We start from the raw sequence: 12,085 nt of genomic DNA, 5'->3' as shown, positions 1-12,085 counted from the left end.
TGCGGGCCGGGGTGCCCACCGTGGTGGCGATGCGGCACCGGCTGCCGGGGCGCGGCGCCCGCGCCCTGGCCGAAACCTTCTTCGGCGCGCTGTGCCACGGCGACCCGGTGCGCGAGGCCCTGAGGGCGGGGTGCGCCGCGCTCCAGCGCGAGGCCTGGGCGGCCGGCGAGGCCGGGCAAGGGCTGCTGGACGACTGGTTCGTCCCCATGCTGTTCCTGCAGCGGGACGGGCTGCGGCTGTGCCAGGCTCCGGTGGCGCCGGGGAGCCTGCAGGATTGGCGCGACGGGCTGCGACAGCGGTTGGGCGAGGTGCCGGACGCGCCGGCGGCCGGCTTCGTCGGCCGCGGCCCCGAGCTGCTGGCGCTGCAGCGCCTGCTGCACGCCGGGCGCCATGCCGTGCTGAACGGCCCGGCCGGCGTGGGCAAGACCGCGCTGGCGGCGGAATTCGCGGCGTGGATGCTGCGTTGCGGCCGGATGCAGCGCGCCGCCTTCGTCACCGTTGCCGTCCATGACAGCGCCGCCGACGTGCTGGAGCGGCTCGGCCGGCAGCTGGCGCCGGGCTTCGAGCTGGCCCGTTTCCTCGACCTGACGCAGGCGCGGCAGGAGGTCGAGCGGACGCTGGCGCAGGCGCCCACGCTGCTGGTGCTGGACCAGATGGAAGCGCTGCAGCCCTCCGCGCTGCCGGGCGCGCCGCTGGCGCGCGCGGCCGAGGAGGCGGCGGGGGCGATCCTGTCGCTGTGCCGGCGGCTGCTGCGCCAGCCCGGTACCCGGCTGCTGCTGACCAGCCGCGCCGCGCTGGCCGCGCCCTTCGACGACCCGCTGCAGCGGCTGGAGCTGCGGGGGCTGGACGTGGACTCGGGGCTGCAGCTGCTGGCGCGCCTGCTCCAGCGGGAAGCGGGCGGCGCCGTCGTGGACGCCTCGCACGAGGCCGTCGAGGCGCTGGTGCGGGCCGCGCGCGGGCATGCGTGGCTGTTGGGCCAGCTCGCGCCCACCTTGCTGCTGTGGGGGCCGCAGATCGCGAGCGCCCAGGTCCTGCACAAGCTGGCCGTTGCCGAAGAGTGCTTTCCCGGTAGCGGCGAGGCGCCGATGCTGGCCGGCCTGGAGCTGTGCCTGGAGCGGCTGCCGCCCGATGTCCTGGAGCGGGCGCGCGTGCTCGGCATGTTCCACGGCGGCTTCCACCCCGAGGTGCTGCAGTCGCTGATGGGCTGGACGGCGGGGGAGGTCGCGGCGCTGGTGGCCCAGTTGAGCGATGCCGGGCTCGCCACGCATGCCTCCTTCGGCCATGTGCTGCTCCTGCCGGCGCTGGTGCCGGCCCTGCGCGCCCGGCTGGACGAGGCCGAGCGCGAGGCGCTGCTGCCGCTGTGGGGGGCGGCCCTGAGCGAGCACGCCGGCGTGCTGCTGCGCCAGCAGCGCGAGCACCCCCAGCGCGCCACCGCCCTCACGCTGCTGGCGCTGCCGGATTGGCTGGCGATGCTGGAGGCCGCCGAGCGCGGCGCGCCGCCGGCCGCGGTGGTGGACGTCGCCAACCTGCTCATCGCGCTGCTGCGCCCGCTGCGCCGGCCGGGGCTGCTGGCGCAGCTGCTCCTGTGGCGCGATGCCGCGCTGGGCCGGGCCCGGCCCGAGTCCCAGGCCCAGGCCCAGGCCCAGGCCCAGGCTGGCCTGAGCTGGGATGCCGCGCGGCTGGGTGCCGAACGCGCGCGCATCGAGGGGCTGGTGGTCGGCGGTCGTGGCGCCGAGGCGCTGGACGCGGCGTGCCTGCTGCTGGGGCAGGCACGCGCGGCCGGGGTACAGCCCGATGCCGGCGTGGAGCTGGCGCGGGTGTGCCTGCTCGGGGCCCAGGCGGCGCGGGCCTTGAAGCGGACGCGGGAGGGCTTGCCGCTGCTGGAGGAGGCTTGCGCGCGCCTGGCCAGGGCGCCTTCGGACCATCGCCTGGCCGCCGCCTGCTGGGCCGAGCGCGGCGAGGGCCTGTGCGAGCTGGGCCGGCTGGACGAGGCGGCGCAGGCGTACCGGTCAAGCATCCAGGCGGCGCAGGCGGCGGGGGACCCGCGGCAGGTGGCCATCGGCCAGGGGCAGCTGGGCAATCTGTGCTTGCGGCAGGAGCGCTGGGCCGAGGCGCTGGCGGCGCTGGACGCCGCGCGCCGTGGCTTCGAGCAGCTCGGCGACGCGCGCGCCGTGGCGGCCGTCTGCTACCAGGTGGGTCTGGTGCAGCTGAAGGCCGGGCAGCCGGTGGAGGCCGAAGCCGCCTGGCGCGAGGCGCTGGAGCGGCAGACCCGCCTGCACGACGCGCTGGGCCAGGCGCTCACGCTCAACCAGCTGGGCGTGCTGTACGAGGAGCACCTGGGCCGCGCCGAGGAGGCGCTGGGCTGTTTCAGGCAGGGCGAGCAGTGCGCCGGGCACGGCGGCAACCCGGCGGTGCGGAGCCTGCTGCGCGGCAACGCCGCCGACTGCCTGCGCCGGCTGGGGCGCCTGGACGAAGCCCGGGCCGAAGCCAGTGCGGCGCTGCAGGACGCGGTGCAAGCCGGCGCCACGGCCCAACCCTGGGCGCGTTGGGCGCTGCTGGCGTCCATCGAGCAGGCCGCGGGCCATGCGGCGGCGGCCGAGCGGGCCCGGCGCGAGGCTGCGTCCGCCTACCTGGCTTGGCGCCGCGCGGGTGGCGAAGCCCACGACGGCAACGCGCAGCTGGGCACGGCCGTGGGGCAGGCGCTGCGCGACGGGGACCGGGCGCAGGCCGAGGCGGTGCTGCAGGAGCTGGCCGCGGACCCGCGCCTGCCGGCCGAGGACCGGGTGTACGTGCGCATGCTGCAGGTCATCGTCTCCGGCAGCCGCGACCGCACCCTGGCCGACACGCCGGGGCTGCACTACACGGCGGCGGCGGAAGTGGCGTTGCTGCTGGAGGGGCTGGAAGGGAGCGCGGGGTGAGGCGGTGCGCCGGCCACCTCAATGTCCCCACTTGCTCAACGCGAACGCCGCCAGGAAGCCCATCGCGGTGATGAGCCCCGCGAAGTCGTGCGCCTGCTCGAAGGCCTCGGGGATCATGGTGTCCACCAGCATGGCCAGGATCGCCCCGGCGGCGATGGCGGTGGTGGCGGCCACCACCTCCGGCGAGCTGCCATCGAAGAGCACGAAGCCCGCGACGGCTGCCAGCCCCGAGGCCAGCGCGATGCCGCCCCACACGCCGTACACGTAGCCCGGCCCGCGCCCGGCCTTCTTCATGCCCGCGGCGCTGGACAGCCCTTCGGGCAGGTTGGACAGGAAGATCGCCGCCACCGCCACCGTGCTCACCGCGCCGCCCTTGAGCAGGCTCAGCCCGATGACGATGGATTCGGGAATGCCGTCCAGCAGCGCGCCCAGCGCGATGGACAGCCCGCTGCCCTCGTGCTGCTGCTCCGAGGGTTGATGTCCGCCCGAGCGCTTGCGGTGCCGCGCGCCGCGGTGCGAGAGCAGGTAGTTGGCGGCCGTGTACACCGTCGCGCCGCCCACGAAGCCCAGCGCGGTGGAGTCGAGCCCGCCGCTCTTGAAGGCCTCGTCCATGAGCTCGAAGGAGAGGGCCGAGATCAGCACCCCGGCGCCGAAGGCCATGACCGCCGCCACCAGCCGCGCGGGGATGCGCACGCGGTAGCCGATCCACGCCCCCAGCAGCAGCGCGCCGCCGGCCAGCAGGCCCCACAGGCCGGCTTGCAACCACTGGGGCATGGCGGCTCTCCCGAGGCGAAACGATGGCGGGTTGGGGCAAGCGCGGTGCCGGTGCGCCGCCGGCGCGGCCTGGGAGATGACCCTGGAACCTCAGCGCCCCAGCAGGTGCAGCGCCACCTCGCGCCGGTGCGCGCGGTGGCGGTGCTCCCAGAGGTAGATCCCCTGCCAGGTGCCCAGCGCCAGCCGCCCCTGCAGCAGCGGAATGGAGAGTTGCGTTGCCGTGAGCGCGCCGCGCACGTGCGCGGGCATGTCGTCCGGCCCCTCGTCGCGGTGGCGGAACAGCGGGTCGCCGTCGGGCACCAGGCGGGCGAAAAAGCGCTCCAGGTCGCGCTGCACCTCGGGATCGGCGTTCTCCTGGATCAGCAGGCTGGCGGAGGTGTGGCGCACGAAGAGCGTCAGCAGCCCTTCCTGGAAGCCTTGCGCCTGGGTCCAGTCGCGCACGCGGCGCGTGATCTCCAGCAGCGCGCGGCCGGGCGTGTCGAAGGCGAGGGTGGTGGTGGCCTGGTTCAGCATGCGGGCAATTCCAGCACGAAGCAGCTGCCGCCTCCCTCGCGCGGCTCGCAGCGCACGCTGCCCTCGTGGCGCTGCGCGATCTGGCGCACCAGGCTCAGCCCCAGGCCCACGCCGCCTTGCTGCTCGGCATGGCCGGGCAGGCGGAAGAAGGGCTCGAAAATGCGCTCGCGCATGTCCGGCGGCACGCCGGGGCCGCGGTCGCACACGGCGGCGCGCACGCGGCCATCGGCACCGCGCCCCAGCTCCAGCACCACCTCCTCGCCGCCGTAGCGGCGCGCGTTCTCCAGCAGGTTGCGCAGCGCGCGGCGCAGCAGCCGCTCCTCGCCCTGCACGCTGAAGTCGGCGTCGGCCTGCGGCTGCAGCTGCGCGCCCACGCGCGCCGCTTCCTCGGCCGCCAGCGCCAGCAGGTCCACCGGGTGGCGCTCCAGCTCCGGGCGCACGTCCAGCCGGCTGGACAGCAGCACTTCCTCCACCAGCGCGTCGAGCTCGGCGATGTTGGCGTGGATCTCGGCTTGCAGCCCGGCCTGCTGGCCCGGGGGCGCCGTCTCCATGAGCGAGACGGCCATCTTCAGCCGCGCCAGCGGCGAGCGCAGCTCGTGGCTGGCGTTGGCCAGCAGCGACTGGTGCGAGCGCAACAGCGTTTCGATGTGTTCGGCCGCCTGGTTGAAGCTGCGCGCCAGGGCCGCGACCTCGTCGCGCCCGCTGTCGTCCACGCGGTGCGCCAGCGCGCCGCTGCCGAAGCGCTCCACGCCCGCCTGCAGCGCCTCCAGCCGCCGCGTCAGGCGCCGCACCACCGGGTATGCGCCCGCGGCCACGGCCACGAACAGCAGCGCCAGCACCGCCACCAGCCCCGTGCCGCGGATCCACGGTGGCGCGGGCGGCAGCGGAGGCCCGCGGTGCCCGCCCGGCCCGCGCGGCGGGCGCGCCAGCCACAGCGTGCGGCCGTCGTCGAGCTTGATGGGCAGCACCCGCGCCTGGGGCCCGGTGCTGATGCGCGCGAAGGCCTCGGCCTCGCCGATGCGCCGACCCTTGGGGTCGTCCAGCGCCAGCGGCACGCGCAAGCGCTCGGACCATTCGCGCAGGGTTTCGGCCTGCTGCGCCGCCGGGGCCTGCGGCGGCGGCAGCGCCTGCTGCAGCAGCTCGCCCCAGGCGGCCAGGCGCTCGCTGGCGGCGGCGTCGAAGCGCCCGCGCTCGCGCTCCATCTGGTGCTGGAACAACCATCCCGAGCCCAGCGCGAACAGCGCCAGCACGGCCACGACGGTGAGCCAGACGCGCAGGTAGAGGGATTTCATGGCGCGCCGGCGCCGCGGTGCGGGGCCTTCACTTGCCTTCTTCCTGCCCCGCCTCGTCCGGCCGCCGCGCGAAGAGGTAGCCCACGCCGCGCACGGTGAGCACGCGGCGCGGGTTGCGCGGGTCGTCCTCGATCAGGGCGCGGATGCGCGAGACGTGCACGTCGATCGAGCGGTCGAAGGCCTCCTGCGCGTGGCCCTTGAGCGCGTCCATGATCTGGTCGCGCGTCATCACGCGCCCGGCATGCTGGGCCAGCACGCGCAGCAGCTCGAACTGGTGCGCGGTGAGATCGACCTCGCGGCTGTCCAGCCGCGCCTTGCGCGCGCCCATGTCGATCTCCAGCCGGCCGAAGCGCAGCGTCTCGTCCGCGGGCGCGCCCGGCGCGGCGCGGCGCAGCAGCGCCTTCACGCGCGCCAGCAGCTCGCGTGGCTCGAAGGGCTTGGACAGGTAGTCATCGGCGCCCAGCTCCAGGCCCACGATGCGGTCCAGCGGCTCGCCGCGCGCGGTGAGCATCAGCAGCGGCAGCCGCCGCGTGCGCGGATCGGCGCGCAGCTCGCGCGTGAGGTCCAGGCCGTCGCCGTCGGGCAGCATCAGGTCCAGCACCAGCGCGTCGAAGCTCTCCATCAGCAGCCGCCGGCGCCCCTCGGCCAGCGTGGGGGCGGTATCGACGCCGAAGCCGGCTCCGCGCAGGTAGTCGGCCACCATGGCACTCAGTCGGGCATCGTCGTCGATCAGCAGCAGTCGGGGCATGTCAGGGGAACTCGGGCTCGTCAAGGAGCGCGAGAGCATATCCCCCTCAGCGACGCGGTCCGTGCCCATGGCCGCGCTCGCCGCGCTTGCGCATTTCCTCCGCCAGTTGCGCGCGCTGCTGCGGCGTGAGCACGTTTGCGGCCTCAACCATCGCCTTGGACCAGCGCTGCGAGGCCTGGTCGTGCTGGGCCAGCATCTGCTGGCGCAGGCTTTCCACGGCGTTGGCGTCGATGGTCGGCTGCGCCAGCAGCGCCAGGCCCTGCTCGCGCAACTGCCGGCGGGTGTCGGCCTGGGCGCGCATGTCCTTGCCGGCGGCCTCGAAGATGGCGCGGATCTTGGTTCGTTGCTCGGCGGTGGCGTTGACGCGCTCCAGCATGCGCTCCATGTAACGCCCGCCCATCGGGCCGCCATGGCGGGGGCCGTGGCCGTGCTCATGACCATGCATGTGCATCGGGCCGCCGGGCATCGCGCCGGAAGCGGCCGGCGGCGGAGGGGCGGGCTGGGCCGTGACCAGCCCGGCCGCGCCGGCCAGGCCGAGCACCAGCGCCAGCGCGGCGCCGCGGGCGCGCAGCCGCGGCAGGGAACGGAGGGCGGAGAAGGTTCGCGTGTTCATCTGGGAAAGCTCCACGGTTGTCGTAGTGGGGAGCCTGAAGCTTGAAGACCCCGCTTTGCCCAGCCGTGTGGACGGCGTAAAGAAACGTGAAGCCGCCGCAACGTGCCGCTCAGGACGCGTGTCGTGTCATGTATCACGTGGTAACCGGTTTCCGTCGCGCTACCACTGTTCCGGGGCGGTGACAATGCGCGGCTGAGCGCCGCCCCCTAGGTTGGGGGCCGGGACCATTCCAACCACAGCGGCGGTGACACCGATGCGCGCCCTTTTGACGTTTCTGATGGGCTTCGTGCTCACCCTTGCTCCCGCGGCCCGAGCCGCGGGCGAGCGTCCGCTGACGCTGGGTGTCGTTCCCTATCTGAGCGCGCGCGCGATCGTGCAGCTCTACACGCCGCTGCAGGAGTACCTGGAGCGCTCGCTGCAGCGCCCGGTGCGGCTGGTGACGGCGCCGGACTACCTGACCTTCCTCGACAAGACCGCCAAGCGCGACTACGACCTGATCGCCACTTCGCCAGCCTTCGGGCGCATGGCGCAGAACGAGACCGGCTACGCGCCGCTGCTGCGCCCGCGGAACTCGCTGGAGGTGCTGCTGGTCACGCTCAAGGAAAGCGCGCTGCAGGACGTCTCGGGCGTGCGTGGCCAGACCATTGCCACCACCGACTCGCTGGCCACGCTGACGCTGGCGGGCGTGCGCGCGCTGAGCGAGCGTGGGCTGGTGCCCGGGCGCGACGTGGCGGTGCGTCCCACAAACAGCCACGCCAACTCGCTGGCGGCGATGCGCCGCGGCGATGCGGTGGCCGCCATCACCTCCTCCACCGCGCTGCGGCAGGTCGGCGCCGCCGCCTCCGCGCCGGTGCGCACGCTGGCGGTGCTGAGCACCACCACGCCGCTGCTGTACCTGGCCAGCCCGGCGCTGCGCGCGCCGCAGGTCGAGACGCTGCGCCGCCTGATGGTGGAGTTCGCCAACCGCACCGACGCCGGGCGCCGCTTCATGGAGGAGCTGGGCCACGGCACGCTGGTGCCGGTGTCCGCGCGCGACATGGCCAGCCTCGACCCGCTGGTGGACGACCTCCGGACACAGCTGGAGATCCTGCGTTGAGTCGTTGGCGGGAGCTGCTGGGCTCGCTGGCGGCCCGCATCATCCTGGCCTGCGTGCTGCTCGAAGCGGCGGTGCTGGGCCTGCTGGTGCTCAGCGGCGCGCAGCTCATGGACGGGGCGCTGCGCGCGCAGGCCGCGCTGCGCGTGGAGCAGTCCATGCCGCTGCTCAACGCCGCGCTGGCCGCGCCGCTGGCGCAGCAGGACATCGTCACGCTGCAGGAGATCCTGCGCGAGAGCCGCAGCGCGCAGGCCCTGGCCTACCTGGTGCTGCTGGACCGCGAGGGCAAGCCCATCGCCAGCGAGGGCTGGAACATGTCACGGCGGCTGCCGCCGGTGGACACCGAGCTGCGGCTGGACCTGCCCGACGGCTTCTTCGACGTGGAAATGCCCATCGAGCTGGCCGGCCAGAGCTATGGGCGGCTGCACTTCGGCATCGCGCTGCAGGCGCTGCGCGACACGGCGCAGCAGCTGGTGGCGCGGAACGTGGCCATCGGCACGGGGGCGATCCTGGCCTCGCTGGGCCTGCTGGTGGCGGTGGGGCGCTGGCTCACGCGCCCGCTCAAGCGGCTCACCGGCGCGGCGCAGCGCATCGCCGAAGGCAGCTTCGACGTACGGCTGCGGGTCAACAGCCGCGACGAGGTGGGCACGCTCACGCGCGCGTTCAACACCATGGCCGCGGCCATCGCCGAGCGCATGCAGGCGCTGCACGAGGCGCACGCGCTGCAGGAGTGCTACCTGGCCCAGTCGCGCGCGGAGCACGCGCGGTTGTCGGCGCTGCTGTCGGCCATGACCATCGGCATCCTGTTCGTGGACGAGCAGGACCGCATCGTCTACCACAACCCCGCGCTGTGCCGGCTGTTGGGCATCGACGCCGACGCCGAGCTCGACGGCCACGCGGTGCAGGCGCTGGCGGCGCTGGCCGCGGTGCGCGGCGTGTCCGACGACTGCTTCACCACCGGCGAGGGCCGCGTCAACACCCAGGAGCTGCCGCTGAGCGACGGCACGGTGCTCACGCGCACGGCGCACCCGGTGCGCAACGAGGACGGCCAGCCCATCGGGCGGCTGTGGATCCTCAACGACGTCACGGTCGAGCGCCGCACCTCGCAGCAGCTGGTCTATCTGGCCGAGCGCGACCCGCTCACGGGGCTGTACAACCGCCGCTCGTTCCAGCACGAGTTGCAGCGGCGGCTGGCGCATGCCGGGCGCCAGGGCACGCAGCTGGCGCTGCTGATGTTCGACCTGGACGAGTTCAAGCTCATCAACGAGCGCTTCGGCCACCAGGCCGGCGACAAGGTGCTGATCCAGGTCGCGGCCGAGGTGGGCGCGCTGGTGCGGCGCAGCGAGTTCTTCGCGCGGCTGGGCGGCGACGAGTTCGCGCTGATCTGCGAGCCCGAGGGGCCGGAGATGTTGCCGGCGCTGTGCCAGCGGGTGGTGCAGGTCGTCGCGCGGTTGCCGGTGGCCTTCCGCGGCCAGAGCCTGCGGCTGACCTCCAGCCTGGGCATCGGGCTGTTTCCCCAGCATGCGGACAACGCCGACGAGCTGGTGGCGCGCGCCGATGCCGCCATGTACCAGGCCAAGGAAGCGGGCCGCAACGGCTGGCGGCTCTACGACCGCGAGCGCGACGTGACCGACGAGAAGCTCGCGCGCATCGGCTGGAACGAGCGGCTGCGCCGCGCGCTGGACCAGGACCGCTTCGTGCCGCTGTTCCAGGGCATCCATGACGCGCGCGACGGCTCGCTGCAGCACTACGAGCTGCTGCTGCGCCTGCGCGACGACGCCAACCCGGCGCGGCTGATCACGCCGGGGCAGTTCATCGCGCATGCCGAGCGCAGCGGGCTCATTCGCGAGATCGACCTCTGGGTGCTCAGCCGCGCCGTGGCCGCGCTGGCGGCGGTGCCGAGCCTGCCGGCGGTGGCGGTGAACATCTCCGGGCGCTCCTTCGAGGACCCGGCGCTGCCGCGCCACATCGATCGGGAGCTGCGCCGCCATGGCGTGGCGCCGCACCGGCTGCTGGTGGAGCTGACCGAGACCGCGGCCGTGGGCGACCTGCGCGACGCGAAGCGCCTGATCGGGCAGCTGCACGCCATGGGCTGCCGCGTGTGCCTGGACGACTTCGGCAGCGGCTTCGCCTCCTTCGCGTACCTGAAGCACCTGCCCGCGGACGTGCTCAAGATCGACGGCCTGTTCGTGCGCAACCTGGCGCGCGACCGCGACGACCTGGTGTTCGTGCGCGCCATCGTGGACGTGGCCAAGGGGCTCAACAAGATCACCGTGGCCGAGATGGTCGAGGACGAGGAGACGCTGGCGCTGCTGCGCAGCGTGGGCGTGGACCAGGTCCAGGGCTACCACCTCGGCCGTCCGCAGGAGCTGCACGCCTGCGTGGTGGAGCGGCTGGAGGCTTGAGCGCCGCCGGTCCGGGCGTGCCCCGCGTGGCAGGCATCATGCGGCTCCAGGCGATGGAGGAGCAGACATGACGCAGACGATGAAGGCCGCGTTCATCACCGGCCACGGCGGCAACGAGGTGGTGAGCATCGGCGAGCGGCCACGGCCGCGGCGCGCGCCGGGCGAGGTGCTGGTGCGCATGCGCGCCGCCACGCTCAACCGCGTGGACCTGTACATGCGCGACAGCGGCGCGGGCATCACGCACCGGCTGCCGCAAGTCATGGGCATCGACGGCGCCGGCGTCGTGGAGGAGGTGGACGACGGCGAGACGCTGCTGCGGCCCGGCCAGCGCGTGCTGCTGCACCCGGCCATCAGTTGCGGGCGCTGCGAGTTCTGCGCCCGCGGCGAGGGCGTGCTGTGTCCACGCGTGTCCTACCTGGGCGAGCACCGCGACGGCACGCTGGCGCAGTTCGTCAGCCTGCCCGCGCGCAACGTCTTTCCCATGCCCGAAGGCTTCGGCTTCGAGGAGGCCGCCGCCCTGGGCGTGAACCACCTCACCGCTTGGCGCATGCTGTTCAACAAGGCGCGGCTCAAGCCATGGGAGACGGTGCTGATCTTCGGCATCGGCGGCGGGGTGTCGCTGGCGGCACTGCAGCTGGTGAAGTGGGCCGGCGCGAAGGCCATCGTCACCTCGCGCGACAACGCCAAGCTGCAGCGCGCGCTGGTGCTGGGCGCCGACCATGCCGTCAACGGCGCGCACCAGGACGTGGCCAAGGCGGTGCTGGCGTTCACGGGCGGGCGCGGCGTGGACGTGGTGATCGAGAACGTGGGCGCGGCGGTGTGGGACAGCGCGCTGCGCGCGGTGGCGCGCGGCGGGCGCATCGTCACCTGTGGCGCCACCAGCGGCGACCAGCCGCCGGCGGACCTGCGCCGGGTGTTCATCCGCCAGCTGCAGATCCTGGGCTCCACGCTGGGCGACCTGCACGAGATGGACGCGCTGCTGCGTGCCTGCGCCGGCGGCGCGATCCGGCCCGTGATCGACTCCACCTGGGCGCTGGACGGGCTCCACGCCGCGCTGGACCGGCTGGAGGCGGGGGCGCAGCTCGGGAAGATCGCCGTCAGGCTGGATTGAGCTCGGCCTCGGGCACGCGCTCCCGCTCCAGCCGCTCCACCAGCACCCGCGCCTGCTCGAAGTCGAAGGCCAGCAGCCGCGCCTCGATCTCGTCCGCGGCGGCGGGGCAACGCCGGCGCAGCGCGGGGGCCAGGTCGCGCCAGCGCGCCACGGCCGCGTAGTTGCCCGCGCCCAGCAGCCGTGCCAGCTCCCGCAGCTGCCCGGGTTCGATCTCGGCGGCCGGGTGGTTCTCGGGCCCGGCCGGCGGCGCCAGCGCCAGCGCCTGCCGGATGTCCTCCAGCAGCGTCTGCAGCTCGTCCAGCACCCCCTCGGCCGCCACCGCCAGGGCCTGCGCCGAGGTGCCGTCGGCCAACGCCCGCTCCAGCGCCCGCGCGCTCTGCGCCAGGGCCCCGGCGCCGATGGGTTCGGCCGAGCCGCGCAGCGCGTGCACCAGCGCCGCCAGCGCGGCCGCGCCGCCGGCCGCCAGCAGCGCGCGCGCCTCGTCCACCGCGCCGCTGCCGTAGTGCTGCAGGAACTGGCGCAGCACGCGCCGGTAGAGCGCGGGCTGGCCGCCGAGGTAGCGCAGCGCCCGCGCCGCATCCAGGCCCGCGACGGCCGGCAGCGGTGCGGACTCGCCCT

The 12,085-nt window shown here is 74.4% G+C and carries 10 protein-coding genes; 4 read left to right on the top strand and 6 right to left on the bottom strand.

Translation table 11 applies throughout. From position 1 onward, the window contains the following. The coding region (locus tag Q0741_RS04910; protein ID WP_298232075.1) for a tetratricopeptide repeat protein at window positions 1–2,918 on the top strand (2,918 nt) is incomplete at its 5' end. Between the two features lie 18 nt (window positions 2,919–2,936). Here the strand turns inward: Q0741_RS04910 and Q0741_RS04905 are convergent. The 5 genes from Q0741_RS04905 to Q0741_RS04885 all read right to left on the bottom strand — a co-directional run bounded on the left by Q0741_RS04905 (window position 2,937) and on the right by Q0741_RS04885 (window position 6,858). Beyond that, the gene (locus tag Q0741_RS04905) at window positions 2,937–3,692 is read right to left on the bottom strand and encodes a ZIP family zinc transporter (RefSeq protein WP_298232074.1); all 756 of its coding nucleotides are present in this window, start codon (window positions 3,690–3,692) and stop codon (window positions 2,937–2,939) included. A gap of 90 nt (window positions 3,693–3,782) precedes the next feature. Beyond that, window positions 3,783–4,205: a secondary thiamine-phosphate synthase enzyme YjbQ gene (locus Q0741_RS04900; protein ID WP_043458131.1), complete on the bottom strand. Its 423-nt coding sequence runs from the start codon at window positions 4,203–4,205 to the stop codon at window positions 3,783–3,785. Further along, window positions 4,199–5,497, bottom strand: a complete 1,299-nt coding sequence (locus tag Q0741_RS04895; protein ID WP_298232073.1) for a HAMP domain-containing sensor histidine kinase — start codon at window positions 5,495–5,497, stop codon at window positions 4,199–4,201. The genes Q0741_RS04900 and Q0741_RS04895 overlap by 7 nt, the downstream gene beginning before the upstream one ends. 28 nt (window positions 5,498–5,525) lie before the next feature. Continuing rightward, the gene (locus Q0741_RS04890; RefSeq protein ID WP_298232072.1) at window positions 5,526–6,245 is read right to left on the bottom strand and encodes a response regulator transcription factor; all 720 of its coding nucleotides are present in this window, start codon (window positions 6,243–6,245) and stop codon (window positions 5,526–5,528) included. Between the two features lie 46 nt (window positions 6,246–6,291). Continuing rightward, window positions 6,292–6,858, bottom strand: coding sequence for a Spy/CpxP family protein refolding chaperone (locus Q0741_RS04885; protein WP_298232071.1), 567 nt, complete (start codon window positions 6,856–6,858; stop codon window positions 6,292–6,294). A 253-nt stretch (window positions 6,859–7,111) separates the two neighbouring features. Here Q0741_RS04885 and Q0741_RS04880 point away from each other — a divergent pair, with 253 nt between their 5' ends. The 3 genes from Q0741_RS04880 (at window position 7,112) to Q0741_RS04870 (ending at window position 11,467) form a co-directional block, all read left to right on the top strand. Beyond that, window positions 7,112–7,954: a phosphate/phosphite/phosphonate ABC transporter substrate-binding protein gene (locus Q0741_RS04880; RefSeq protein ID WP_298232070.1), complete on the top strand. Its 843-nt coding sequence runs from the start codon at window positions 7,112–7,114 to the stop codon at window positions 7,952–7,954. After that, window positions 7,951–10,356, top strand: coding sequence for an EAL domain-containing protein (locus Q0741_RS04875; RefSeq protein WP_298232069.1), 2,406 nt, complete (start codon window positions 7,951–7,953; stop codon window positions 10,354–10,356). Before Q0741_RS04880 ends, Q0741_RS04875 begins: the two co-directional genes overlap by 4 nt. Before the next feature lie 67 nt (window positions 10,357–10,423). Then, window positions 10,424–11,467: a zinc-binding dehydrogenase gene (locus tag Q0741_RS04870; protein ID WP_298232068.1), complete on the top strand. Its 1,044-nt coding sequence runs from the start codon at window positions 10,424–10,426 to the stop codon at window positions 11,465–11,467. On the opposite strand, the gene Q0741_RS04865 is transcribed toward Q0741_RS04870, so the two are convergent. Then, window positions 11,454–12,085, bottom strand: a 632-nt coding sequence (locus Q0741_RS04865) for an Hpt domain-containing protein (RefSeq protein WP_298232067.1), incomplete at its 5' end; no start/stop codon positions are given. The two genes, Q0741_RS04870 and Q0741_RS04865, sit on opposite strands and share 14 nt — an antisense overlap.

The organism is uncultured Azohydromonas sp. (genome assembly GCF_937926365.1).
Classification (GTDB): Bacteria; Pseudomonadota; Gammaproteobacteria; order Burkholderiales; family Burkholderiaceae_C; genus Azohydromonas.
The sequence above is the reverse complement of the archived record's forward strand: the minus strand, read 5'-3'. Positions and strand labels throughout refer to the sequence as shown.